We start from the raw sequence: 24,774 nt of genomic DNA, 5'->3' as shown, positions 1-24,774 counted from the left end.
ATGAGCTTCATCGAATCCGAAGAGCGCAAGGCGCTGCGGGCCGCGGTGGCCGCCCTCGCCGCGAAATACAGCTACCGCGATTACGTGCTGCCCAAGGCGCGCAAGAACGAGCCGCTGGACGAATTGTGGGACGAGGCGGGCAAACTCGGCTTCCTCGGGGTCAATCTCCCGGAAGAATTCGGCGGCGGCGGCGCGGGCATGTACGAGCTGGCGCTGGTGATGGAGGAGCTGTCGGCCCAGGGCGCGGGGCTGCTGCTGATGGTGGTCTCCCCGGCCATCTGCGGCACCATCCTCACCAAATACGGCACCGACGAGCAGAAACAGCAGTGGCTGCCCAAACTCGCCGACGGCACCGGCAAGATGGTGTTCGGCATCACCGAACCGGATGCCGGATCGAATTCGCACCAGATCACCACCACCGCACGACGCGACGGTGACGACTGGATTCTCAACGGCCGCAAGATCTTCATCTCCGGCGTCGATCAGGCCGAGGCCGTGCTCATCGTGTCGCGGACCGAGGATCACAAGACCGGCAAACTCAAGCCCGCGCTGTTCATCGTCCCCACCGACGCCCCCGGTTTCACCAAGGTGGCACAGGAGATGGACATCATCGAGCCCGATCATCAGTACAACCTGTTCCTCGATGACGTCCGGCTGCCCTCCACCGCGCTGGTCGGCAAGGAGGACGCGGCGCTGATGCAGCTGTTCGCCGGCCTGAATCCGGAACGCATCATGGGGGCGGCGATGGCGGTCGGCCTCGGCCGCTACGCCATCGACCGCGCCGTGGAATACGCCAAGCAGCGCACGGTCTGGAAGTCCCCGATCGGCGCGCACCAGGGCATCTCGCATCCGCTGGCGCAGGTGAAGATCGAGCTGGAACTGGCCAAGCTGATGATGCAGAAGGCCGCGGGACTCTATGACGCCGGCGATGAGATGGGCGCGGCCGAAGCCGCCAATATGGCGAAATACGCGGCGGCCGAGGCGAGTATCAAGGCATTGGACCAGGCCATCCAGACCCATGGCGGCGCGGGGCTTACCAGTGATTACGGCCTGGCCGCGATGCTGGCGGGGGCGCGCATCGGCAGGATCGCGCCGGTGAGCAGGGAGATGATTCTCAACTTCGTCGCCCAGCATTCGCTCGGTCTGCCGAAGTCGTACTGATGCCGACCACACCGTATGTCCGGTACGAGGTCGGCGATGGCATCGCGACACTCACCCTCGATTCGCCGCACAATCGCAACGCGCTGTCCTCGCGGTTGGTCGCCGAACTCCTCGGCGGGCTCGATGACGCGGCGGCCGACCCCGCGGTGCGCGCCATCGTGCTGGCCCATACCGGCAACACCTTCTGCGCGGGCGCGGATCTCAGCGAAGCCAGCGATGCCGATCCGGCGGTGGCCGCCGACGAACGCACCAGGGTGATGATCGGGGTGCTGCGCCGACTGGTCGAGCTTCCGAAACCCGTCATCGCGCGGATCGACGGCAATGTGCGGGCGGGCGGGATGGGCATCGTCGCCGGCTGCGATCTGGTGGTGGCCGGGCCGGGGAGTTCCTTCGCCCTGACCGAGGTGCGTATCGGGTTGGCGCCGTTCATGATCTCGCTGACCCTGCTGCCCCGGCTCGATCCGCGCGCGGCGAGCCGTTACTACCTGACCGGCGAGAAATTCGACGCGTCCACCGCGGAACAGATCGGGCTCGTCACGGTCACCGCGGCCGACCCGGCCGCCGAGGTGGCCCGCCTCTGCGGCGAACTTCGCAAGGGTTCCCCGCAGGGGCTGGCCGAGGCGAAGCGGCTGGTGAACGCCGAACTCCTGGCGGGTTTCGACAGTTCGGCCGAGGAACTCGCGCGGCGTTCGGCGAGTTTCTTCGGCACCCCGGAGGTGCGGGAGGGTATGACAGCCTTCCTGCAGCGTCGCGCACCGAGCTGGGCAGAATAATCCCATGGCGACACCTCACGAACCCAAGCAGGACCGCAGCCGCGCCACCCGGCAGCGCCTGCTGGAGGCGACCATCGACTGCCTATCCGAAACCGGGTGGGCGGCGGCCACTGTCGCCGTGGTCGCCGAACGGGCCGGGGTGTCGCGCGGGGCGGCGCAGCATCATTTTCCGACCAGGGAAGATCTGATCACCGCCGCACTCGAGTACATGTTCGACAGCCGCAACGAACAGGCCAAGGAGGAGGCGGCGACGCTGTCTGAATTGGTCGACGGCATCGCGCGGACCAAGGCGGTGGTGTCGGGTCTGGTCGAGTCCTACACCAGTTCGCTGTTCAAAGCCGCCCTGCAGGTGTGGACCCACGCGGCGGCCGATCCGGTGCTGCGGGAACGAATCGTGCCGTTGGAGGCCAAATTCGGCCGCGCCTCCCACCGGCGCGCCGTGGAGGCGCTCGGTGTCGACGACACCGATCCGGTCACGCACCACCTGGTCCAGGCCACCCTGGATCTGGCGCGTGGTCTCGGCCTCGCCGACGTCCTCACCGATGATTCGGCGCGCCGCAAGGAGATCGTGCAGCAGTGGTCGATCACCCTGCACACGGCGCTGAACGCGCCACCCTGCACACGGCGCTGAACGCGCCACGCTGACCGCTATTCGCCGGTGGACTCGCCCGACTTCTTCGCGGGGGCGACATGGGCGAACCACCGCGCGGTCTCCCCTTTCGTCAGGGTCCGCTCCAGCACGAGTTCGCCCGGCATGGCACGGAAATACCGCCCGGCCTGCCAGTCGCGCAGGTACGGAGGGGGATCGAGGACGAGGAGCCTGGAGCCCTCGACCACCGGGATGTCGGCGGGGGTGCCCTCGTGCCACAGCCAGGTTCCGTCGGCGGCGACCAGATTCAACGATCCCCTGGTGATCACCCGGCCGTCGACGGTGCGGCAGACCGCCGCCGCGGCGGCCGACGGCGCCTCGCCGGGCAGATGTCCACCGCCGATGAGGACATCGGCGAGCAAGGTGTGCAGCTGGAAGTTGTCGCCGATCCCGGTGATGCGAACCAGGAATCCTGAGCCGGTCTCCCGGTGCAGCACGACCACCGGTTCGTCGTCGAGTACCAGCAACGCGTAGGCGAGATCCTTGCGCCAGTCGCCGGAGAGTTTGGCGTAGGCCTCGTGCCGCCGCGTCAACAGCGCGCGCGTGCTTGGAGCCAGACCGCGCCGCACCGACTCGCGCTGCAACATGGTGAGGCAGGCTCGGATCCATTCGTCGAGCGTCCACCAGGAGAGCGTGGCGTGAACTCCCGCGCCGTCGAAGAAATCCGCTGGATCGATATTCGCGGGATCGGGTAGTTCGCCGCCCTCGGCGGCGGCCCAGTACTCGGCGAATTCCCGTGCGTCCTCCAAAGCGCCGGCGAGATTCGCGAGCACAGGCGGTGCGCAGGTCACCGCGTCCGCGCCGCGTTCCACACATGCCCCGACGACGAGCGCGATATGCGCGCGCGCACCGTGGGGCAACTCGTCCAGCAGGTCCGCGAGCAGCGGTCCGGCCGCTCTGGCCTCGGCCTGGGACGCGGTGTGCAAGGCATCGAGCAATTCTTCATGCGCCGATCGCACAGCCCCCTGGTCGGAGGTTCGGACCGCGCGCCCGAACGCCGCGACCGCGCTCGCGAATCCGCCATTGCCCAGGTTCATGCGGAGCACCGTAACGATCACCGCGAACCTTGTCGAGCCCCGGGTACCGGGGGGACACGGACGTGTCGCGATCCCTCGGCAGCGCGATGACGTGCGCATTTGGATCGGCGGCCGTCAGGCTGTGCGGCGCACCCGCAGGACGGTGTCGGTGCGCAGCCCGACCTGACCCTCCGGGCCCGTCAGCTCGCGCTCGACCTCCTCGGAGGTCTCGACTCGCCATTGCCCCGGCGTCAGCTCGAGTCCGTCCAGGAGTTCGGCGAGGGTGGGGAAATGCACATCGGTATGGCTGTGGTCGACGAATGACGGCCATCCGGCGTGACTGCCGATGAGCAGCGCACCCGCGGGAGCCACCGCATCGGCGGCCCGGCGCAGTATCCGCGTCTGCTCGCCGCTCTTGTCGACGGGAGAGTGGAAGAACTGGGCCGTCACCAGGTCGAACGTTCCTTCGGGGAAGGTCAGGGCCAGGTCGTGTTCGGCCCATTCGATCCGGTCCCCGACACCCGCGTTCCCGGCATGTGCCGCGGCCCTGCCGAGGGCGGTCGCGGAGATGTCGACGGCGGTCACCCGCCAGCCGCGTTCGGCGAGCCAGATCGCGTCGCCGCCCTCCCCGCAGCCGAGATCGAGTGCGGTGCCAGGGGGAAGGTCGCGGGCCTCGCGGACGAGCAGAGGATTGGGTTTGCCGGTCCAGATCTGGTCGCGCTCCTGGTAGAAGCCTTCCCAGAATTCCTGTGCGCTGCGCGGCGCGGTGGTATCGGTCATGCCGCCATGGTGGAACAGCGCCCGCGCAGGTGACCAGTTTTCTTGCCGTTTCGGCAACACCGTGCCACCGGGATGCGATCCTGTGACACCGTCGGCGCGGCGACCCGGCGGCGCTCGCCGGGACCGAATCGTTCGAGGTCGGCGCGTCGGTTGGTACGGTCGCAGATGTGAGGCAACGCGGCCGGAGACCAGACGAAACGCCGCCAGCGCGCGTCGACGCGCGCACCGAGCGGTGGCGCGAGCATCGGCTGAAGGTCCGTGACGAATTCGTCGACGCCGCATTCCGCGCGCTCGACACCTTCGGTCCCGAGGTCAGCATGGGTGATATCGCCAAGGCGGCGGGCGCCGCGAAACCCAAGCTGTACCGGCATTTCGAGGATAAGACCGACCTCTACGACGCGATCGTCGACCGGGTCCGCGACATCCTCTGGGAACGCATCACCGCGAGTATCGATCTGACCAACGACTCGGCGCGTGAACTGGTGCGTCGCGGCGCCACCGAGTACATGCTCGTGGTGACCGAACATCCCCATGTGTTCCGTTTCATGCTGCACGGCCATTTCACCCACAACGCCGACGAATCCGCGCGGGCACTGCGATCGGCCCGCCAATCCGCCCGCCGCGCGGCCGAATTGATCGTCGGGCTCGTCGATGACGGCTCGGTCGACGTGGACAGTGTCGAGTTGGTCAACTATTCGATATTCGGGGCCGTCGCGTCGGCTACCGACTGGTGGCTCGGCGCCAACAGATTGCGCGCCGACACCATGCCGATCGAGAAGTTCGTGGCCTACCTGGCGGATATCATCTCCGCCCTCGCGCATTCCAACGCCCGCCTCAACGGCATCGTCATCGACGCCGATCGTCCCCTGCACCTGGCTTTCGGGAACGACTGATCACCCGGGGGTACGGGTCTGCGGTCAGGTGTGGGTGAGCCGCCAGAGCGGGGAGACGGGGCCGTGCCCTCGGCCCAGGTCGTAGGAGGCTTCCAGGCAGCGGCGGGTCCACTCCTTGGCGAATTCGACGGCGTCGGGGACGGAGTATCCGTTGGCGAGCGCGCAGGCGATGGCCGCCGCGAGGGTGTCGCCGCCGCCGTGGTCGTTGCCGGTCTCGAGGCGCGGCGCGGTGTATTCGAGAAAGGTGTCGCCGTCGAAGAGCAGATCGGTGCTGACCTTCGAGGAGCGCAGATGTCCTCCCTTGACGACCGACCAGCGCGCGCCGAGTGTGTGCAGCGCCTCGGCGGCGCGACGGGCGCTCGCGTCGTCGGTGACGTCGATGCCGGTGATGAGCCGGACCTCGTCGAGATTGGGTGTCACCACCGTCGCGAGTGGAATCAGCGTGTGCCGCACCGCGTCCAGCGCTTCCTCGTGCAACAGCGGATCACCGTGCATGGAGGCCGCCACCGGATCGACGACGAGCGGAATCGATCCGTCACGGCCGATTCCGACCTCGCGGCATACCTCGGCGACCGCCTCGATAATGGCCGTGGAAGCCAGCATTCCGGTCTTGACCGCGCCGATGCCGATATCACCGGCCACCGAACGCACCTGATCGGCCACGATCCGCGGTGGGATCTCGTGGAATCCGCTCACGCCGACGGAGTTCTGCACCGTGACCGCCGCGACCGCGACCAGCGCGTGGACGCCACAGAAGGCCATGGTGCGGGTATCGGCCTGGATCCCGGCGCCACCGCCCGAATCGGTGCCCGCGATCGTCAGGACGCGGACGGGGGTCTGTCCGGCGGCGGGAATCGGCAACAGCTTCACAGCTCGACCCTACGACGCGCGGCGTGTGTCGCCTCGAGCGAGGCTGTTCTCGATTCGAGTCTCAATTCGAGATGCCGGGGGTCCGGTGGACGTAGGTCGCGTCCGTCAGCTGTTCGACCAGGAAGTCCGCGATATCGGCGCGCGAGATCTTCAGCGTGAGACCCGTCGCGTCGGTGGGGACGTCGCGGCGGAAACCGCCGGTGCGCGGTCCGTCGGTGAAGGCGCTCGGTCGCACGATGGTCCAGTCCAGACCACTGGCGCGCACGCATTGCTCCTGCGCGACGTGATCGTTGTACGCCTTGCGCAGCAGTACCCCGAAAAACACGTACTTCCATAAGAAGTCGAGATTGTCTCGGCTGTCGCCGACGCCGAGACTGCTCTGACAGATGAGCCGTTTCACGCCGGTCCGGCGCATCGCCTCGATGATCGCCTCGGTGCCGCCGGACCTGACCTTGCCCGTGCGGCCGTCGCCCAGCGCGACGATCACCGCGTCCTGATCGGTCACGGCCCGCTGCGCCGCGTCGGTGTCGAAAACATCGCCCTGCACTACGCGCAGTCGATCGTGTCGCCGCGCGATACCGGCGGCGTCGCGGGTGAAGGCCGTCACCTCGTGGCCCTGTTCCAGTGCCCGTTCCACGACGAGGCGACCTACGCTACCGGTGGCGCCGAAGACCGCGATTCTCATGATTACTCCCCTGGAAGCTCGAAGCTGTTGTGCCGTCGGTGAATCCAGTACAGCAGCGGTCGCGGGCGGGAACCATGGTCGCGCGTCTCGCGGACATACGCGAGTGTCCAGGCCCGCCCGCACCGGGAAGAGACCGCTCGTGCGGAATCAGATGACCCGCGAGAAGAACTGACGGATATCCCCGACGAGCAGTTCGGGGGACTCGTGTGCGGCGTAGTGGCCCGCAGCGTCGTTGGCGCCGCTCGTGCCGAGGCCGGGATCATAGGAGTTCCAGCTGACGATATTGCGGTGGTCACGTTCGGCGAAGCGGCGGATGGACTGGAAATCGCCGGCGAACATGGCCAGGCCGACGGGCGTCGTGGTCGGCTGGCCGGGAGCGTCAGCGGTGTGGGCGTCTTCGTAATAGAAGCGGATCGAGGAGCCCGCGGTGCCGGTCAGCCAATAGATGGCGACATTGCCGATGATGAAGTCCGGATCCAGGCTCGTGCCGAAAAGCTGTGCGTTCCAACCGAGTAGACCCACCGGAGAGTCCGCCAGCGCGAAGGCCAGGGTCTGCGGCTGCTGGCTGTGCAGGGTGTTGAACGCCATCTTGTTGTCGCGGAACCACTGCAGGTGACCGAGTGCCGCCATGTCCTCGGCGGAGAGGTCCTCGAATTCGGCCGGATCCCCCGAAGGGAACGAATACAGCTGCGTCACATGGACTCCGAGCAGACGTTCCGGGGCGAGACGGGCCACGGCGGGGGCGATCATCGAGCCCGCGTCATTGCCGATCGCGGCGAATGTCGGATAGCCGAGCCGCGACATCAGCTCGAGCCAGGCCAGCGCCGTGCGGCCCTGATTCCAGCCCTTGCTACGAGTGGGGCCGGAGAACGCGAAACCGGGCAGGGAGGGGATGACGAGGTGGAAGGCGGGCGCGTCCTCGGATTCCGGTTCGGTCAGCGGCGCGATGATCTCGAGGAATTCGAGGATGGAGCCCGGCCAGCCGTGGGTGAGGATCGCGGGCACCGCGTCCGGCCGCGAGGACCGGATATGCAGGAAATGAATGTCCTCACCATCGATCTCGGTCGTGAACTGCGGCAGCGCGTTCAGTCGCGCTTCCAGCGCCCGCCAGTCGAACTTCTCCAGCCAGTACTCGGCGAGGGCGCGCACCCGCTCGTTGGGCACGCCGTAGGCATCGCCGACGCCGGGCAGTTCCTGGGGCCACAGCGTCCGGCGCAGCCGATCGGAGAGGTCGTCGAGGCGGGACTGCGGGATGTCGATGCGGAAGGGTTCGACGGCGTGCGCGGGCATCTGCTTCTCCTATACGGAACGGAATGGTTTGTTCTGTTTGAACAGTAGCAGAACGGATCATTCCGTTTCAAGTGCTAGTCTGGGCCCATGGCACAGGCAACCGAACCCGCGGCTCGGCCGCCCTTATCCGGTCGCAAAGCGCAGGCGGCTCGCAATGACGGGCTCATCCTGGCCGCCGCCCGCGAGGTCTTCCTGGCCGACGCCAGTGCGCCGATCGCCGCCGTGGCCGAACGCGCCGGGGTCGGCATCAGTGCGCTGTACCGCCGCTACCCCAGCAAGGAGGCGCTGTTGCGCACCCTCTGCGAGGACGGGCTGCGTCGCTACAACGCCGAGGCGGACGCGGCGCTCGAGGAGCCGGACGGGTGGGACGCCCTGGTCCGGTTCCTGGAACGGGTGGTCGACGCCGATGTCCATTCGCTGGCCGTCCATCTGGCGGGCACCTTCACCCCGGACGAGGCGCTACTGCCCGAGGTCGTGCACTCCGGCGAGGTGAACGAAGAGCTGGTACGTCGCGCGCATGCCTCGGGCAAGCTACGGCCCGAGGTGAACTCCCTCGACCTCGGTCTCGTCCTCGACGCCTGCGCGGCGATCGCCGTACCCGACCCGGTGCGCACGACGGAGCTGCGCAGGCGCACCTTGGCCATGCTCGTGGCGGGTCTCGCGGCCGACGGCGTGGAACTGCCCGGCCCGGCGCCGCGTGAGGGAGAATTCGCCTGGCGGTGGGAACGCCGCGCCGACACCTGAATTCGTCCGGTCAGTGCCCGAGACCCGAGCGAAACACCTGCCCGTCCCGCATTGCGGAACCCCGTCCCAGCAACGTAAAGGTTGACTATGAACTGGACCCTCGAGGTCGTCGTCATACCGGTGTCGGATATCGACCGCGCCAAACAGTTCTACGCCGAGAAACTCGGATTCGTGGTAGACCACGACATCGTCATGGGCGACGATGTCCGCATCGTGCAGCTGACACCGCCCGGTTCGGGCTGTTCTGTCGTCATCGGCAAAGGCGCGGTTCCGGCGATGGAACCCGGATCGATCCAGGGCCTGCAACTGGTCGTCCCCGATATCCGCGCGGCGCGCGCCGAACTCGTCGCGCGTGGTGTCGATGTCGGTGACGTGCAGGTTCTCGGGCAGAACCCGAATCCGACACCCGATCCGCTCGACAATGTCGGATTCCTGTTCTTCACCGATCCCGACGGCAACGGGTGGGCCGTCCAGCAGATTTCCACCCGACCCTGAGACCGCCGGTCAGCGCGGCCCGACCAGCAGGGTCTGGGTGCCGCGGCCGAGCGGTCCCTTCTCGTCGAACAGGACCGATTCGGCGAGACCGATGCCGTGTGGCTGTGGGTAGGTGACGGCGTCGAGGCAGACCCATTCGCCCGCGGGCTGACGGTGCAGCGTCACCGTCAGATCCGTGTTGATGAACAGGAAGCGTTCCCAATCCAGTACCGCGCTCACCCCGTTTCCCGAATCGGCCGCCGCCAGTGTGCGCTCCAGCGGGCTCGGCGTCGTACCCGCCACGATCGGATACTTCAGCCTGATCCAGCAGATCGCCGGACCGGGTTCGGCGAACGAGCCTGTCACGAAACGGTATTCGATTCCCGTGTGGAATCCGATCGCCTGGGTCGACGGGAAGAGAGCCGGTTGGAGGGCGTGGTCGGGGCCGGGGCGCGCTCCGGACGGCAGGATGGTTTCGGGTAGTTCCAGTTCGGGATCGGCGAGTTTGAATCGCCAGGCATTGGCGGTCATCACCGGGCCGCGGTCGGTGGACAGGGTGGCCTGGATCAATTCGACACTGCGTCCAGGGCGTGCCACGCGGGTCTCGACGGTGAGCGGTTCCAGCGGCACCGGCCCGAGGATCTCCACCGCCACCCGGCCGACCTGGAAACCTTCGCGCGGTTCGCAGCGCTCGATGGCATGACCGAGCAGCGCCGAGGGCGGGCCCGCGTGCTGGGCGTCGGGGGACCACGGCCCCCTGGTCAGCTCGGTGGAGATGAACCGATTCGAGTTCTCCGGATCGGGCAGGTAGAAGGCGTCGCTCACGGTCGTGGTCCATCTCTCGGACCGGCGGGGATGCCGGTCGGTCGGTTATCGATTCTGCTACGTGGTCGCACGGCCGATCCGATGCCCCTCGGGCCTACGTCCTGCCGAAGGCGAGGGCGACATTGTGCCCGCCGAAGCCGAAAGAATTGTTCAGCGCGTACTCGATGCGCTGTTCACGCGGTGCGCCCGCGACGATATCCAGCTCGACAGCTGGGTCGAGATTGTCCAGATTCAAAGTGGGCGGGATGATTCCATCCCGAAGCGTCAGCAGCGTCAGCACCGATTCCAGAGCACCGACCGCCCCGATCGAATGTCCCAGTGCGGATTTGGGTGCGTAAACCGATGCGTCCGGCGTGACCGAGGTGATGGCCTCGGCTTCAGATGCGTCGCCGATCGAGGTCGATGTGGCGTGCGCGTTGACGTGCTGTATATCCGAATCGCTCAGTCCCGCAGTCTGTATCGCCCTGCGCATGGCGCGGGCCGCGCCGACGCCGCCGGGTTCGGAGGCGACGATGTGATACGCGTCGGAGGTGATTCCCGCGCCGAGCACCCGGCCGTGGATCGTCGCGCCCCTGGCCCTGGCGTGGGTTTCGGATTCCAGGACAAGCAGCGCGCCCGCCTCGCCGAAGACGAAGCCGTCGCGGTCCCGATCGAACGGGCGTGAAGCGCGTTCCGGCTCGTCATTGCGGGTGCTCATCGCGCGCATCATGGCGAAGCTCGCGATCGGCACCGCGTGGATATGGCCTTCGACGCCCCCGGCCACCACCACATCGGCTTCGCCGGTGGTGATGAGCCGCCAGCCGTGCGCGATCGCCTCCGAACCGGATGAGCAGGCCGATACCGGTGCGAAAACCCCTGCCTTCGCGCCGATTTCGAGTCCCACCGTGGCGGCGGGGCCGTTGGGCATCACCATCGGCACCGACATCGGCGACACCTTGCGGTAGCCGCCTGCGCGCATGGCGTCCACCGCATCGATCAGTGCATCGGCGCCACCGAGTCCGGTGCCGATGGCCACCGCGAGGCGCTCGCCCTCCACCTCGGGAATGCCCGCCCGCTGCCAGACCTGTCGGCCGAGTATCAGCGCCAACTGCTCCACATAGGACAGGCGCCGCTGCTCGATCCGGGTCAGTTGATCGCCCGGCTGTGTTCTCAACTTTCCGCCGATCCGCACCGGCAGGTCGTATTCGGTGACGAAATCATCATCGAGCAGCCGGATTCCGGTGCGGCCCCGCAGCAGTTCCGACCAGGTCGTGTCGGCATCGTCGGCCAGCGAGGTGGTCGCGGCGTACCCGGTGACGACAACCGAAGACCGAGTTTCTGAAGCGATTGTTACAGTCACGGTGATATGAATACCTGTAGCAGTCGCTACAGTCAACCTATGGCCCGCCCGCTCGACCACGCCAAACGCGCCGAACTGCTGCACGGCGTCGTTGAATACATCGCCGCCAACGGCCTCGCCGAACTGTCGCTGCGCCCGCTCGCCGCGGCCATCGGCACCAGTTCCCGCATGCTGATCTACTACTTCGACACCAAGGAAGAACTGCTGGTCCAGGCCCTCGCCACGCAGCGCCCCGATATCGCCGCGCTGTTCGCCGATATCGCCGACGCGAGCGCGTTGCGCGAATGCCTCACCGACTTCTTCGAGTCGAGCCTGTCCGGCGACGGCGCGACCAGCGTGCGAGTCCTGCTCCAAGTGCTCGGTGCGGCCTGCGCGCCCGGCAGTCCGTACGCGCGCTACGCCCACGACGCGATCGCCACATTCGTCGCCGAGCTCTCCGCGGCGCTACGTCGTGTCGATATCAGTGACGATACGGAAGCTGTTGCTACGCTATTGATTTCCGGTCTGCGCGGAGTAATCCAGGATCGGCTGATCACCGGTGACGTCGCGCGAACCGCACGGGCGGCGCAGCGCCTGATCGAACAGAGTATTCACTAGTACCGCAGGGTGAGTTCGGGTTGGCTCGGGCGGGTGATGCGGTAGAGCGGGTTGTGCGTCGACGATCGACGACATGGTGGTGGATCGTAATATTCTGGGCGTTCTGCTGGTTGTAGTGCTCGGATCCGGCGCACTGGCAGCGTGCACTGCCGCCGACGGTGTCGTGCAGCAGTCGCTGGACTGGCGGAGTTGTTCGGAGAACGCCGATTTCGAGTGCGCGAGCCTGACCGTGCCGATCGATCGGGCGACATCGGGTGGGGAGACCATCGATATCGCGGTGGTGCGGGATCGCGCCGACGACCAGGCGCGACGAATCGGGACGTTGATCTCGTTGCCCGGTGGGCCCGGCAGTTCCGGTGTGGACCAGATCGTGCGCGGTGCGCAGTTCTCCGAGGAATTGCGAGCGAGATTCGACATTGTGAGCCTGGATCCGCGAGGCGTCGGCCGCAGCCATCCGGTGCGCTGCGACGCAGGACTCATCAGCGGGTGGCCCGATCTGGTGCCCGATGCGGACGGGCGGATCGAGGATGTCCATTCCTACGCACGCGATCTCGCCGACAGTTGCCGGGAGTACACCGGACCGCTCGTGGAGCACCTGGATGCGGTGAGCGTGGCCCGCGATGTGGAGCAGTTGCGGGTCGCGCTCGGCGAAGATCGCATCACCCTCTACAGCCGTTCCTACGGAACTCTGCCCGCGCAGGCATATACCGAGTTGTTTCCGCACAGGGTTCTCGCATCGCTGCTGGACAGCGTGGATGACCACAGCCTGGCCGGGCGTGCCTTCCTTGCGAGCGAAGCCCGCGCGGGTCAAGACACCTTCGCGGAATTCGCGGCGTGGTGCGGGGCGACCGAAGAGTGTGTGCTGCGCGGACGAGACGTCCACACCCTCTACAGCGACCTTTTCACCGCGGCGGGCCGCCGTGATGTCCCCGCCCCCATGCCGGAAATCATCGTCTGCTCCGACTGGCAGTTCGACATCCCTGACCAGGACCGCTGGCAGCGGCTCTGGGAGGAACAACACCAGAACGCCCCCACCCTGCGCACCCATTTCGCCTGGGCCGCGGCTGCCATCTGCTCGGGCTGGCCGATCCCGCCGGCCAATCCACCGCACGCCCCCAGGATCCAGGCCGGTCCACCGATCCTGATCATCAATTCACTCCATGACCCGGCCACGCCACACGAATGGGCAACCGGGGTCGCCGCGCGGACATCGCAAACCCCCGCCGCCCTGCCCCCTACGCAGGGCGGCGATGCGATGTCCGCGACGGTCGCGCCGCCGCGGTCTCAGGAGACCACGGGCAGGTACACCTTCTTACCCGCATCGGCGAATTCGGCGGATTTCTCCGCCATACCCGCCTCGATGGCCTGCACATCCGTCAGCCCCTGGCGTTCGGCGTACTCCCTCACATCGGCGGAAATGCGCATGGAGCAGAACTTGGGGCCGCACATGGAGCAGAAGTGCGCGGTCTTGGCCGGTTCGGCGGGCATCGTCTCGTCGTGATATTCGCGCGCGGTATCCGGATCGAGGGATAGTGCGAACTGGTCGCGCCAGCGGAATTCGAAACGCGCCTTGGACAATTCGTTGTCCCGGTCCTGGGCGTGCGGGTGGCCCTTGGCGAGGTCGGCGGCGTGCGCGGCGATCTTGTAGGTGATCACGCCGACCTTCACATCGTCACGGTTGGGCAAGCCCAGATGTTCCTTCGGGGTGACATAGCAGAGCATGGCGGTGCCGGCCTGGGCGATGATCGCCGCCCCGATGGCCGAGGTGATGTGGTCGTAGGCGGGCGCGATATCGGTCGCGAGCGGGCCGAGGGTGTAGAACGGGGCCTCCTCGCACAACTCCTCCTCCAGTCGCACGTTCTCCACGATCTTGTGCATCGGCACATGGCCGGGTCCTTCGATCATCACCTGCACGCCGGAGGATTTCGCGATCTTCGTCAGTTCGCCGAGGGTGCGCAGTTCGGCGAACTGGGCCTCGTCATTGGCGTCGGCGATGGAGCCGGGGCGCAAACCGTCGCCGAGGGAGAAGGTCACATCGTATTTCGCGAGGATTTCGCAGAGTTCGGCGAAGTTGGTGTACAGGAACGATTCCTGGTGATGAGCCAGACACCACGCGGCCATGATCGATCCACCGCGCGAGACGATTCCGGTGACGCGTTTGGCGGTGAGCGGGACATAACGCAGCAGCACACCGGCGTGCACGGTCATGTAATCCACGCCCTGCTCGCACTGTTCGATGACGGTGTCGCGGTATATCTCCCAGGTGAGCGCCGTCGGATCGCCGTTCACCTTCTCCAACGCCTGGTAGATCGGCACGGTGCCGACCGGCACGGGGGAGTTGCGCAGAATCCACTCGCGGGTCTCGTGGATGTTCTTACCCGTGGACAGATCCATGATGGTGTCGGCGCCCCAGCGGGTCGCCCACACCATTTTCTCGACTTCCTCCGCGATGGAGGAGGAGACGGCCGAATTGCCGATATTGGCGTTGATCTTCACCAGGAATTTCTTGCCGATGATGGTCGGTTCGAGTTCCGGGTGTTTGTGATTGGCGGGGATCACGGCGCGCCCGGCGGCGACCTCGTCGCGCACCAGTTCGGGCGTCACGCCCTCCCGTGCGGCGATGAACCGCATCTCCGGGGTGATGATCCCCCGGCGCGCCCAGGCCAGCTGGGTCGGCGGGCCGTCGACCTGGGGTTTGTCCCAGTTGTCGCGCAGCGCGGGCAGGCCCGCTTCGAGATCGATGGTGGCCGCGTCGTCGGTGTACGGGCCCGAGGTGTCGTAGACGTCGAAGGTCTCGCCGTTGCTGAGATTGATCCGGCGTACCGGAATGCGCAGGTCTTCGACCTGGCGATAGTGTTTGACGCTGCCTTCGATGGGACCGGTGGTCACGGTGTCGACAGGTGTGCTCGTCATGATTTCTCCCTACGCCGGCATTACCCGGTCAGGTTCATACGGTCGACGGCCCTGTCCGCTCCGTGGAGCTAGCCGTCCTCTCAGCCCGCTGGTGCGAGCCCCCGTTGGCGATGTGCGATTTTCCCCGGCCAACCATACCCGCCCGCCCGAGCGGGTTCCCGGCGATCGGGGGAGGAACCTGGCTCACCGCCCTTTCCGTCGCGGATCTTTCCCCGGCCGGATGTGCGATGCCAAGGACGTTCAGCGCTCGTGGGCGGGCAGAACGCGGCCGCGTACCTCACCGAGCCCGATGCGGGAGCCGCCCGTACCCGGTGCGGTGGCGGTGATGACCACCTCGTCGCCGTCTTCCAGGAAGGTGCGCTGTTCGCCGTTCAGCGCGATCGGTGCACTTCCACCCCAGGACAATTCGATGAAGGAGCCGCGCTCGCTCGGGTCCGGTCCGGAGACGGTGCCCGAGGCGTAGAGGTCGCCGGTGCGGGTGGCGGCGCCGTTGACGGTGAGGTGGGCGAGCATCTGCGCCGGTGACCAGTACATGCGTGCGTACGGCGGGGTCGAGACGAGCGTGCCGTTCCAGCTGACCGAGATAGCGATATCCAGCCCCCAGTTCTCGGTTTCGCGCAGGTAGGGCAGTGGTTCGGGGTGCTGATCGGGCAGGGGGATACGCGCGGATTCGAGCGCGGACAGGGGGGTGATCCAGGCGGCCATCGAGGTGGCGAAGGATTTGCCGAGGAACGGCCCGAGCGGCTGGTACTCCCATGCCTGGATATCGCGGGCCGACCAGTCGTCGACCAGTGCGACCCCGAATACGTGATCGGCGAATTCGCCCGTCGCGATCGATGTCCCGAGTGCGGAGCCGACGCCGATCACGAAGCCGAGCTCGGCCTCGATATCCAATCGCCGAGACGGCCCGAAATCCACCGCGCCGGAATCGGTTCGCCGCTGCCCGCGCGGACGACGGATATCGGTTCCCGAGACGACTACCGTTCCCGCCCTGCCGTGGTAGCCGACCGGGAGATATCGCCAATTCGGCAGCAGCGGTTCGGAATCCGGACGGAACAGGAGTCCGAGATTGGTGGCGTGGTCGATGCTCGCGTAGAAGTCGACATAGTCGCCGATCCGGATCGGCAGCAGCGAATCCATCTCGGCCAGCGGATGAACCGCCGCGTCGGGAATCGCGCCGTCGACGAGAGCGCGTAAGCGATCCCGTGTATCGCGCCAATGCCGGACGCCTCTCGCCAGAAAGGCATCGAGACTCGCATTCGCGAAATCCGGATCGTCCAAAGCCAGCGACAGGTCGACGACCACGTCGCCGAGTCGCGTGCATACCCGCGCCCCGCCCCGTTCCCCCGCGCGCGGGGCACAGACCCCGTAGGGCAGGTGGTCCGGTCCGAACGGCGAGTCCTCCGGGACGTCGATGCGGGCCATCAGCCCGGCCCTCGACCGGACCAGGTCCATGCGTACTCGGGATCTTCGCAGGCCAGAGCGCCCTCGCCGAGTTCGAGTGGCCGGAAGGTGTCGACCATGACCGCGAGTTCGTCGAAGTATTCGATGCCGATACTGCCCTCGTAGGCCGCGGGCTGCGGACCGTGCGCGTAGCCGCCGGGATGAACCGACACCGACCCCTGTTCGATCCCCGAACCCCGGCGCGCCTCGTAATTCCCGCCGCAGTAGAACATCACCTCGTCGGAGTCGACATTGGAGTGGTAGTACGGCACCGGAATCGACAGGGGGTGATAGTCGACCTTGCGCGGGACGAAATCGCAGATCACGAAGTTGATCCCCTCGAACGCCTGGTGGACCGGCGGGGGTTGGTGCACCCGCCCGGTGATCGGCTCGAAATCGGCGATATCGAAGGTGAACGGATACAGGCAGCCGTCCCAGCCGACCACATCGAACGGGTGGGTCGCGTAGCGCATTCTGGTGCCGACCACTCGGCCGCTCGCGCGGTGTTTGACCAGCACCTCGATATCGGTGCCCGTCTCCAGCAGCGGGCCGTCCGGTCCGCGCAGGTCGCGTTCACAGTAGGGGGCCTGCTCGAGCAACTGGCCGAATCGCGACAGGTAGCGCTTCGGCGGCGTGATATGACTCGACGCCTCGATCACGTAGGCGTGCAGGGGATCCGGCCCGGTCGGCGACCAGCGGTGGGTGGTGGCGCGCGGTATCAGCACCTGATCGCCCTGCTGTGCGCGCAGTGTTCCGAAGACCGTGTCCACCGTCGCGGAACCGGATTCCACGTACACCAGTTCGTCGCCGATGGCGTTGCGGTACAACGGCGAATCGCTCGCCGCTACCACATAGCAGATGCGCACGTCCGCGTTGCCCAGCAGCAGTCGCCGCCCCGTCACCGGATCGGTGCCCGCGGCGCTGTCACCGGGAAACAATTCGGGGAGCCGCAGATGACGGTGGCGCAGCGGGTGATTCGGGGAGGTGCGCTGATCGGGCAGTTCCCAGACCGCGGAATCGATGATCGCGGGCGGCAGGCCACGGTGGTAGAGCAGCGAGGAATCCCCGGAGAAACCCTCTTCGCCCATCAACTCCTCGTAGAGGAGCCCGCCGTGCTCGTCGCGATGCTGGGTGTGCCGCTTGGGTGGCACCGCACCCACCTGCCGATAGAACGCCATGGCCGCACCTCCCGCCCGGTCGCCGGTCGGATTCGATACGTCCATGGTAGTGAGCGGACAGCCGATCGGCTGGAAGTTTCCGCTGATCTGCGGGGATATTGTCAGTAGATCGCCGATTTGCTCGGCATTCTGCCGAAGAAGTGCCGCAGGATCACGTCGCGATGTCGTTCGGTCGTGCCGCTACGGCGGGGTACCGGCCGGACCGGACAATCGCCGTCCACCACCGCGGGAACCTGTCCGAACGAGGCGCGAATGTCCGCCGAGACCGGCTGCCTCCACACCGCAAGCGCCGACGCTCGCGACCTGACGATCGGCGTCGCGGGGATTAGGTTGTGGGGCATGCAATCCGAGTTGCCGACGCTGGATGTTCTGTGGGGGCGCACCCTTGTGGTCCAAGTGGTGCAGGATCCGGAGGGGGCGGGGCAGCTAGGTGAGTTGGCCGGTGGCCGTGTCACGTTCGACATGGGTATGGCGAACAATTGGTTCACGCTGGAGCGGTATCGGGACGGAACGGCCGTGTTGTTCGGGCAGGGACGCGATGACGATTACATCGCTCCGGTCGAACCGCAGGATCTGCTGGTCGGGGCGCCCCCGTGGGTGCCGGTCGCCGATCTCACGCCGTTGATGCTGGACGAGGTGATCGATTTCGTCCGCTGGTGGGACGGCGACGACTGGCGGCACGCGGACCAGTTGGAGCAGTTGCGCGTCGAATACGAGACGGCGGTCGCGCTCTATCCGCTGCTCGAATTGCGGCAATTGGTGGGGCTTTTCGCGGAATCCCTGCACGGGGTGACCCATGACGAGGTGGCGGCGCTGTTCGCCGCCGCGGAGACCAGGGCGGTGACCAGGGATCTGGTCAGTGCGCTTGGACCCGATTTGTCCGACGCGGTATTCGATTTCCTCGACCGCGGCGGCGTCGTGGCGGGTTCGGCGCCGGTGGCCGAAGAACTTCCCGCTCCCGCGACAGGTCCGCGTCTGCGCCGTCGTATCACCTCGGTGGAACATCGCCGACAACTTGTCGCCGGGATGGTCGAGGCCTCCGAATTGCCACGGTCCACCCCGCCCGACAGTCCGGAACTCGCCGATATGGTCGCCCGCATCCACCTGTTGTATCGGGAGTACGGGCACGTCGATTTCGCGTTCCGGGTGGGTCGCGGCATCGGTGTCGGCGTGCCGCGCAACGCGCGCAAGATTCCGACCGGGCTGCGGCGGCTGCGCGATATCGAAGCGGGCGAATACGGCCGGTGGCTGTTCATCCGGTTCACTGTCGAGGGCGAGGACGTCCGGGTCGACCGCGCGTACGACCACTGGCCGCGCTGGTTCCCGCGTAATCCGTACGACAACGATCCCGATCGCGGAGATCTGGTCGAGGAACTCGCCGCACGCGCGGCCGAGGCGCGACCGTCCTGGGCCGCGCTCGCGGCAGACGAGTTCGCCTACGTCACCGCGTGAGTCGGCCGTGTGCACCCGAAACGGGTGAGTCGCCGCGCGCGTGCGGGCCTGGCGTCGCTCAGTCGCCGAATTCCGCGATGACGGGCGCGTGATCGCTGGCGCCCTTGCCTTTTCGCTCCTCGCGGTCCACCACCGCGTCCACGGCCCTGCCCGCCAGTTCGGGTGAGGCCAGGACGAAATCGATGCGCATCCCCTCTTTGCGGGGGAAGCGCAGTTGGGTGTAATCCCAGTAGGTGTAGACGCCGGGGCCGGGGGCGAACGGTCGCATGACATCGGTGAAACCGGTGTCGGCGATGGCCTCGAAGGCGTCGCGTTCGGGTTTCGAGGTGTGGGTCTTGCCCTGGAAGAAGTCGACCGACCAGACATCGTCATCGGTCGGCGCGATATTCCAGTCGCCGACCAGTGCGATGCGGGCCAGCGGGTCGTCGGCCAGCCATGCCGCGCCGTTGGCGCGCAGCGCGGCGAGCCATTCCAGCTTGTACGTGTAATGCGGGTCGTCCAGTGCCCGGCCGTTCGGCACGTACAGGCTCCAGACGCGCACTCCACCGCAGGTCGCGCCGAGTGCGCGGGATTCTAGGACGGGGGCGCTGATGAGGGATTCGCCCGCGTCCTTGTCGAAACCCGGCTGATCGGGGAAGGCGTACTCGACATCCTCCAGGCCGATTCGCGAGGCGATGGCCACGCCGTTCCACTGGTTGATGCCGAGGTGGGCGACCTCGTATCCGAGTTCGTCGAAGCGCTCGAACGGGAACTGATCGTCGCGGCATTTGGTTTCCTGCATCGCGAGCACATCGATGTCCTGGCGGTCGAGGAACTGTGCCACCCGATCGATACGGGAACGGATCGAGTTGACGTTCCAAGTCGCGAGACGCACGAAATGCCTTCCTTCGCAATGGGCCCACCCGGGGACCGGGCCTACAGTTCTTTCTACGCTCTTTCCCGCGCTGTCACTCCGGGGGCGAGGCGTACCGGTAGGTGTGATGGTCCAGGAAGCCCATATCCCGGTAGAGGGCGAGCGCGCCGGAGTTCCGCGCCTCGACCTGCACGTAGGCGTGGGTCGCGCCCCGGTCGTGTCCCCAGCGGATCAATTCCGCGCAGATCAGCGATCCGAGTCCGTGCCTGCGGTGCTCCGCGGCGACGGCGACACAGCTCACACCGATCCAGCGGCGCTCGTCCGGCGCGGTGGTCAGCGCGCCACGTCCGATCGCGATCGGCTGCGGCACGCCGAGCGCGGCGAATGCCAGCTCACCCTCGTGCACCGCGGTCAGCACCTCGGGCACGGGTGTCGAATCCGGATTCTCGCCGCTGTGCTGGTACATATCCAGCCACGCGGCCTCCGGTGTCGGCGCGAACCGCACCATCGGGGGCCCCTGCGGCAGCACGAAATTCTCGATGTCGATCCCGAGGACGACCGTCTCGCGCTCGATGGTCCAGCCGGGCGGCGCGGGCGCGAGACGATCGGGCAGCGCCAATCGCAACGGCAGGCCGCGCAAGGTGTACCAGTCGTCGATCCGCAGCAGCGTTTCGGTCGTGAGATCGGCGGGTATGCCGTGATCTCCCAGTGGCACAGCGGAATTCGCGCGGTGGGTGTAGTCGTTGCCAGCGCGCAACAGCCAACCGTCGATCCACTCGTGCTCGATCCCCGGCCACCCGAACGCGGCCGCGGCTTCCAGAGCGCGGATCTCCCCGATACGAATCGGTCTCGGTCCCAAGGCTTTCAGGGCGACGACGCGGTCGGTGGTGACGGACACCAGTTGCCCGTCGGCGGCGCGGACGGTCGGCGGGTCGAGCGACACCAGTTCGCCGATCACATCGGTGAGCGGTTGCGGATGGCCCGCGGGCAGCCGGTACCGCATCACGACCCGTCGGCCCAGCGCTATATCCGACCGGCCTGCCTCGGGGTGCGCGGGCTCAGTGGTCATGCCCGAACGGGTCGGGCACCGTGCCCGGAATCCAGCTCAGCCCGGGAACACCCCAGCCGTTGCGTTTGATCGACTTCTTGGCGGCGCGGGCATTACGCCCGATCAGCACGTCCACGTACAGGAATCCGTCGAGGTGTCCGACCTCGTGCTGCAACATTCGCGCGAAGAAACCCTTGCCCTCGATATCGACCGGCTCGCCGTGTTCGTCGGTGCCGGTGACCCGCGCCCATTCGGCCCGGCCGGTTGGGAACTGCTCGCCAGGAACCGACAGACAGCCTTCCTCGTCGTCGTCCGGGTCCGGCATGGTCTCGGGGATCGCCGAGGTCTCGAGCACCGGATTGATCACCGCGCCCTTGCGTCTGGTCGCGGCGCCGTCCTCGCCGATATCCGGGCAGTCGTAGACGAACAATCGCAGCGGAACGCCGACCTGGTTGGCCGCCAGTCCGACACCGTTCGAGGCTTCGAGCGTCTCGTACATATCCGCGACCAATTCGGCCAGTTCCTCCGGGGTTTGGGTGACCTGCTGCGTCGGGTTGTGCAGCACGGGGTCACCGACGATCACGATGGGGAGGATTGCCATGGGCGGTAAGCCTACTGGGTGCCGATCCGGCCGTGATCGCGTGCCGACCGGCAGTGACACGCCGCTACTGTCGGGTAAACACGCCGGGAGCAACGCTGAGACGCCCGATGGTCCCGTGGTTCAATGATTCGCGACGTACAAGCACCATTTTCGTCTGGTGGTTACTCGGCGAGGGAGCAGGATGGACGGCGCAGCGGCACGGGATCTTCCCGCGACCCAGGGCGGGCCTTCCGCGAACGGGGATATGCCGGCCGAAGCCGGTGCTCCGGCGGCGGAGGGGGAAGGCGGCCTCAGTCGTCGCGAGCACGACATTCTGGCCTTCGAACGGCAGTGGTGGAAATACGCCGGTGCCAAGGAGGAGGCCATCAGGGAGCTGTTCGGCATGTCGCCGACCCGCTACTACCAGGTTCTCAACGCGGTGGTCGACCGGCCGGAGGCGCTCGCCGTCGATCCGATGCTGGTGAAGCGGTTGCGCCGCCTCCGCGCGAGCAGGCAGAAGGCCAGGGCGGCCCGTCGTCTCGGTTTCCAGGTATGACCCGACTCGGCGGCGAGATGCGGACCCCGGAACCCGATGTGGGACTAGGGTCGATACCGTGAGCTACCCCAATCCCACCTCCGGCGGGCCTCCGTTGCGCGCGCTGGCGATGGTGTTGATCGCGTTGGCCATCGTCTTCGCGGGCCTCGGTGCGATGTCGTTGTCGAGTTCGGAGGCCGACGACTCGACCGTCGCCGAGTCGCAGACCGGCACAACGAGCGTGGCGCCGGTCAGCACGCCGACGGATCGCATCACCGCCGCCGCGTCCTCCGCGCCCGTGACGACGACGGCCGCGGCGACCACCACCCCAACCACCGCGACCCCGGCCACCACCGCGCCGCAGGCAGCGCCCGCGGCGAATCGCGCGGTGCCGATCCGCGTGCTGAACAACAGCCTGGTCGCCGGATTGGCCTCACGTACCGCGGGCCAGTTGCAGGCCGATGGCTGGACGAATGTGTCGTCCGGGAACTACGCGGGCGGCAATATCGCCAAAACCACCGTGTACTACGGGAATTCACCGGGGGAACGGGAAGCTGCGATGGAGGTCGCGCGGGCATTGGGCGCGACGGCAGAACCGAAGTCCTCGGACGTCGGTGATTCGGGCGCGGGTGTCGTCGTCATTCTGGCGGGTAACTGACGTTCGAGTGCTCCGAGCCATACGGCCCTGTCACGGTGCGGCTCGCCGGGCGTGGCATCATCTTGTCCGGTAACAAACGTTGTCCACCCAGCTTTACTCGTAAACTCGGTACTCGTAAAGGAGTTCTCCGATGGCCCCGTCCACAACTCGTCGCCCGTCCTGGCGGACTGTGACCCCGGTGCTTGCGGTCGCGGTCCTCGGCCTCGCTGCCTGCTCGAACAGTCAGGAGTCGAGTGATGTCAAGGGAACGAACCCGCCCGTGTGGACAGGCGCGGCCGCTCCGCCCGCCTCCGAATTCGGTGAGCAGCACGGCAGCGATTCGACGAATCCGGGCGCCAAGGTGGATCTGAAGGATCCCTCCGGTAAATCGGTCGCCACCGCCACGATCACCTCGTCGGGTAACCATCTGCAGGTGCAGGTCGACGCGAACGGCCTGCGGCCGGGTTTCCACGGTCTCCACATCCACCAGATCGGCAAATGTGAGGCGAATTCGGTGGCCCCGACCGGCGGCGGCGCGGGCGATTTCCTCTCCGCGGGCGGTCACCTGCAGGTCGGCAGCGCGAACGCGCACCCGGCCAGCGGCGACCTCACCTCGCTCGAGGTGCGTGCCGACGGCATGGGCACCCTGGTGACCACGACCGACGCGTTGACCCTCGCCGATATCAAGGGCAAGGCGCTGATCGTGCACGCCGATGCCGACAACTTCGGCAATATCCCCAACCGTTATGTTCGCGCCGACGGCGTAGCTGGCCCGGACGAAACCACGCTCGCGACAGGAGACGCTGGTGGCCGCGTCGCCTGCGGCGTAATCGCTTAGACAAGGTGAGAGATGGCCAGGGCAAGAGTTGAACAGGTTCCCTTCACAGGCTCGCCCCGGCCGACTATCGGCATCGAATGGGAGATCGCGCTCGTCGACAAGGTGACGCGCGATCTCTCCAATACCGCCTCCGCTGTCTTCGACGAGGTCGGCGAGCTGCGGGCATGGGACGGAACTCCGCAGGTCACCAAGGAGTTGTTGCGCAACACCGTGGAACTCGTCACCGGTGTCCACGACACCGTCGGCGCCGCGGTAGAGGATCTGCACGGCACGATGGACGCCGTGCGCCGCGCCGCCGACCCGTTGGGCGTCGACCTGTTCTGCGCGGGCACCCACCCGTTCGCCCAGTGGTCCGCACAGCAGTTGACCCGCTCCGAGCACTACGACGAGTTGATCGAGCGCACCCAGTGGTGGGGCCGTCAGATGATGATCTGGGGCGTGCACGTGCACGTCGGAGTCTCCCACCGGGACAAGGTTCTCCCGATTCTGAACTCGCTGCTGCTCGCCTATCCGCATCTGCTCGCACTGTCGGCATCCTCGCCCATGTGGGCGGGCGCGGATACCGGATACGCCAGTAATCGCACGCTGATGTTCCAGCAGTTGCCGACCGCCGGCCTGCCGTTCCAGTTCGAGAACTGGAGCCAGTTCGAGCATTTCGTGCACGACCAGTTCAAAACCGGAGTTTTCGAACAACTCGGCGGCATGCACTGGGATATCCGGCCCGCACCGAAATGGGGAACCATCGAGGTGCGCGTCTGCGACGGCACCTCGACCAGGGCCGAGCTGGCCGCGCTCGCCGCGTTCATCCACTGTCTGATCGTCGATCTCGATCGCCGGTTCGAAAACGGTGAGCAGTTGCCGACGCTGCCGCCGTGGCATGTGCAGGAGAACAAGTGGCGGGCCGCGCGATACGGGCTGGACGCCATCGTCATCGTCGACGCCGCCAGCAATGAGCGTTTGGTCACAGACGATCTCACCGAAATGCTGAACCGGCTGGAGCCGACGGCCAAACAGCTCGGCTGCGCGGACGAGTTGGCGATGGTGGCCGAGATTCCCGTGCATGGGGCCTCGTATCAACGCCAGCGCAAGGTCGCCGCCGCGGCCCAGGGTGACCTGGTCGCGGTGGTCGACGCGCTGGTGAAGGAACTCGATCGCTGATCGGCCGCCCGAACCGGTCGACGACCGTTCAGATCGCCAGGGG

Annotated in this window: 25 protein-coding genes, 1 pseudogene and 1 riboswitch; of the genes and pseudogenes, 13 read left to right on the top strand and 13 right to left on the bottom strand. The window is 66.9% G+C overall.

The features are described 5' to 3' along the window. The 3 genes from ABZS43_RS18940 to ABZS43_RS18930 are packed head-to-tail and all read left to right on the top strand — an operon-like array spanning position 1 to position 2,565. On the top strand, positions 1 to 1,161 hold the full coding sequence (locus tag ABZS43_RS18940; protein ID WP_355037211.1) for an acyl-CoA dehydrogenase family protein: 1,161 nt from the start codon (positions 1 to 3) through the stop codon (positions 1,159 to 1,161). After that, entirely contained in the window at positions 1,161 to 1,934 is a 774-nt protein-coding gene (locus tag ABZS43_RS18935; protein WP_355037210.1) for an enoyl-CoA hydratase family protein, read from the top strand. The genes ABZS43_RS18940 and ABZS43_RS18935 overlap by 1 nt, the downstream gene beginning before the upstream one ends. Positions 1,935 to 1,938: 4 nt before the next feature. Next, positions 1,939 to 2,565 (top strand): TetR/AcrR family transcriptional regulator, encoded by a 627-nt coding sequence (locus ABZS43_RS18930; RefSeq protein ID WP_355037209.1) that lies wholly within the window; start codon positions 1,939 to 1,941, stop codon positions 2,563 to 2,565. A 17-nt stretch (positions 2,566 to 2,582) separates the two neighbouring features. On the opposite strand, the gene ABZS43_RS18925 is transcribed toward ABZS43_RS18930, so the two are convergent. Together ABZS43_RS18925 and ABZS43_RS18920 are read right to left on the bottom strand one after the other, a co-directional pair. After that, entirely contained in the window at positions 2,583 to 3,620 is a 1,038-nt protein-coding gene (locus tag ABZS43_RS18925; RefSeq protein ID WP_355037208.1) for a hypothetical protein, read from the bottom strand. A gap of 114 nt (positions 3,621 to 3,734) precedes the next feature. Continuing rightward, a complete protein-coding gene (locus ABZS43_RS18920) occupies positions 3,735 to 4,379 on the bottom strand; it encodes a class I SAM-dependent methyltransferase (protein ID WP_355037207.1) in 645 nt (214 codons plus the stop codon). Positions 4,380 to 4,546: 167 nt separating this feature from the next. On the opposite strand from ABZS43_RS18920, the gene ABZS43_RS18915 reads away from it, so the two are divergent. After that, positions 4,547 to 5,272 carry a TetR/AcrR family transcriptional regulator gene (locus tag ABZS43_RS18915; RefSeq protein WP_355037206.1) on the top strand — a complete coding sequence of 242 codons (726 nt, stop codon included), beginning with the start codon at positions 4,547 to 4,549 and terminating at the stop codon, positions 5,270 to 5,272. A gap of 24 nt (positions 5,273 to 5,296) precedes the next feature. On the opposite strand, the gene thiD is transcribed toward ABZS43_RS18915, so the two are convergent. From thiD to ABZS43_RS18900, 3 genes are all read right to left on the bottom strand, one after another. Continuing rightward, a complete protein-coding gene (thiD, locus tag ABZS43_RS18910; protein ID WP_355037205.1) occupies positions 5,297 to 6,142 on the bottom strand; it encodes a bifunctional hydroxymethylpyrimidine kinase/phosphomethylpyrimidine kinase in 846 nt (281 codons plus the stop codon). 61 nt (positions 6,143 to 6,203) lie between these two features. Then, positions 6,204 to 6,827 carry an SDR family oxidoreductase gene (locus tag ABZS43_RS18905; protein ID WP_355037204.1) on the bottom strand — a complete coding sequence of 208 codons (624 nt, stop codon included), beginning with the start codon at positions 6,825 to 6,827 and terminating at the stop codon, positions 6,204 to 6,206. Positions 6,828 to 6,974: 147 nt separating this feature from the next. Further along, positions 6,975 to 8,117, bottom strand: a complete 1,143-nt coding sequence (locus tag ABZS43_RS18900) for an epoxide hydrolase (protein ID WP_355037203.1) — start codon at positions 8,115 to 8,117, stop codon at positions 6,975 to 6,977. Between the two features lie 87 nt (positions 8,118 to 8,204). Here ABZS43_RS18900 and ABZS43_RS18895 point away from each other — a divergent pair, with 87 nt between their 5' ends. Both ABZS43_RS18895 and ABZS43_RS18890 read left to right on the top strand, forming a co-directional pair. Continuing rightward, a complete protein-coding gene (locus tag ABZS43_RS18895; RefSeq protein ID WP_355037202.1) occupies positions 8,205 to 8,861 on the top strand; it encodes a helix-turn-helix domain-containing protein in 657 nt (218 codons plus the stop codon). 87 nt (positions 8,862 to 8,948) lie between these two features. Continuing rightward, positions 8,949 to 9,356, top strand: coding sequence for a VOC family protein (locus ABZS43_RS18890; RefSeq protein WP_355037201.1), 408 nt, complete (start codon positions 8,949 to 8,951; stop codon positions 9,354 to 9,356). Between the two features lie 9 nt (positions 9,357 to 9,365). Here ABZS43_RS18890 and ABZS43_RS18885 read toward each other — a convergent pair whose 3' ends face one another. Together ABZS43_RS18885 and ABZS43_RS18880 are read right to left on the bottom strand one after the other, a co-directional pair. Continuing rightward, positions 9,366 to 10,160, bottom strand: coding sequence for a thioesterase family protein (locus ABZS43_RS18885; RefSeq protein WP_355037200.1), 795 nt, complete (start codon positions 10,158 to 10,160; stop codon positions 9,366 to 9,368). A 94-nt stretch (positions 10,161 to 10,254) separates the two neighbouring features. Then, positions 10,255 to 11,499: a KasA/KasB family beta-ketoacyl-ACP synthase gene (locus tag ABZS43_RS18880; RefSeq protein WP_355037199.1), complete on the bottom strand. Its 1,245-nt coding sequence runs from the start codon at positions 11,497 to 11,499 to the stop codon at positions 10,255 to 10,257. 39 nt (positions 11,500 to 11,538) lie between these two features. Between ABZS43_RS18880 and ABZS43_RS18875 the strand changes: the two genes are divergently transcribed. Both ABZS43_RS18875 and ABZS43_RS18870 read left to right on the top strand, forming a co-directional pair. Beyond that, positions 11,539 to 12,096 carry a TetR/AcrR family transcriptional regulator gene (locus ABZS43_RS18875; protein ID WP_355037198.1) on the top strand — a complete coding sequence of 186 codons (558 nt, stop codon included), beginning with the start codon at positions 11,539 to 11,541 and terminating at the stop codon, positions 12,094 to 12,096. Between the two features lie 73 nt (positions 12,097 to 12,169). Then, a pseudogene (locus ABZS43_RS18870) lies at positions 12,170 to 13,297 on the top strand (alpha/beta fold hydrolase); the annotation flags it as partial. 83 nt (positions 13,298 to 13,380) lie between these two features. Here ABZS43_RS18870 and thiC read toward each other — a convergent pair. The 3 genes from thiC to ABZS43_RS18855 all read right to left on the bottom strand — a co-directional run bounded on the left by thiC (position 13,381) and on the right by ABZS43_RS18855 (position 17,630). Then, the gene (thiC, locus tag ABZS43_RS18865) at positions 13,381 to 15,009 is read right to left on the bottom strand and encodes a phosphomethylpyrimidine synthase ThiC (RefSeq protein WP_355037197.1); all 1,629 of its coding nucleotides are present in this window, start codon (positions 15,007 to 15,009) and stop codon (positions 13,381 to 13,383) included. Then, positions 15,003 to 15,124: riboswitch (TPP riboswitch) on the bottom strand. It overlaps the preceding gene by 7 nt. 125 nt (positions 15,125 to 15,249) lie before the next feature. Then, positions 15,250 to 16,434, bottom strand: a complete 1,185-nt coding sequence (fahA, locus tag ABZS43_RS18860; protein ID WP_355037273.1) for a fumarylacetoacetase — start codon at positions 16,432 to 16,434, stop codon at positions 15,250 to 15,252. Continuing rightward, positions 16,434 to 17,630: a homogentisate 1,2-dioxygenase gene (locus ABZS43_RS18855; protein WP_355037196.1), complete on the bottom strand. Its 1,197-nt coding sequence runs from the start codon at positions 17,628 to 17,630 to the stop codon at positions 16,434 to 16,436. The genes fahA and ABZS43_RS18855 overlap by 1 nt, the downstream gene beginning before the upstream one ends. A 252-nt stretch (positions 17,631 to 17,882) precedes the next feature. Here ABZS43_RS18855 and ABZS43_RS18850 point away from each other — a divergent pair, with 252 nt between their 5' ends. Beyond that, complete coding sequence (locus ABZS43_RS18850; RefSeq protein WP_355037195.1) at positions 17,883 to 19,082, top strand: hypothetical protein; 1,200 nt, start codon at positions 17,883 to 17,885, stop codon at positions 19,080 to 19,082. Between the two features lie 58 nt (positions 19,083 to 19,140). On the opposite strand, the gene ABZS43_RS18845 is transcribed toward ABZS43_RS18850, so the two are convergent. The 3 genes from ABZS43_RS18845 to ABZS43_RS18835 all read right to left on the bottom strand — a co-directional run bounded on the left by ABZS43_RS18845 (position 19,141) and on the right by ABZS43_RS18835 (position 21,584). Next, positions 19,141 to 19,956 (bottom strand): exodeoxyribonuclease III, encoded by an 816-nt coding sequence (locus ABZS43_RS18845; RefSeq protein ID WP_355037194.1) that lies wholly within the window; start codon positions 19,954 to 19,956, stop codon positions 19,141 to 19,143. Positions 19,957 to 20,029: 73 nt separating this feature from the next. Beyond that, positions 20,030 to 21,004 carry a GNAT family N-acetyltransferase gene (locus ABZS43_RS18840; RefSeq protein WP_355037193.1) on the bottom strand — a complete coding sequence of 325 codons (975 nt, stop codon included), beginning with the start codon at positions 21,002 to 21,004 and terminating at the stop codon, positions 20,030 to 20,032. Next, on the bottom strand, positions 20,994 to 21,584 hold the full coding sequence (locus tag ABZS43_RS18835; protein WP_355037192.1) for a peptide deformylase: 591 nt from the start codon (positions 21,582 to 21,584) through the stop codon (positions 20,994 to 20,996). Before ABZS43_RS18835 ends, ABZS43_RS18840 begins: the two co-directional genes overlap by 11 nt. 181 nt (positions 21,585 to 21,765) lie before the next feature. Between ABZS43_RS18835 and ABZS43_RS18830 the strand changes: the two genes are divergently transcribed. From ABZS43_RS18830 to ABZS43_RS18815, 4 genes are all read left to right on the top strand, one after another. Next, positions 21,766 to 22,119: a DUF3263 domain-containing protein gene (locus ABZS43_RS18830; protein ID WP_355037191.1), complete on the top strand. Its 354-nt coding sequence runs from the start codon at positions 21,766 to 21,768 to the stop codon at positions 22,117 to 22,119. Between the two features lie 58 nt (positions 22,120 to 22,177). Further along, entirely contained in the window at positions 22,178 to 22,756 is a 579-nt protein-coding gene (locus ABZS43_RS18825) for a LytR C-terminal domain-containing protein (RefSeq protein WP_355037190.1), read from the top strand. A 130-nt stretch (positions 22,757 to 22,886) separates the two neighbouring features. Next, positions 22,887 to 23,573, top strand: coding sequence for a superoxide dismutase family protein (locus ABZS43_RS18820; protein ID WP_355037189.1), 687 nt, complete (start codon positions 22,887 to 22,889; stop codon positions 23,571 to 23,573). A gap of 12 nt (positions 23,574 to 23,585) precedes the next feature. Beyond that, complete coding sequence (locus tag ABZS43_RS18815) at positions 23,586 to 24,731, top strand: glutamate--cysteine ligase (protein ID WP_355037188.1); 1,146 nt, start codon at positions 23,586 to 23,588, stop codon at positions 24,729 to 24,731. Positions 24,732 to 24,774: the final 43 nt, after the last annotated feature.

This window comes from Nocardia sp. NPDC005366 (assembly GCF_040606855.1).
Classification (GTDB): domain Bacteria; phylum Actinomycetota; class Actinomycetes; order Mycobacteriales; family Mycobacteriaceae; genus Nocardia.
This window is presented reverse-complemented; position numbering and strand designations above follow the sequence as displayed.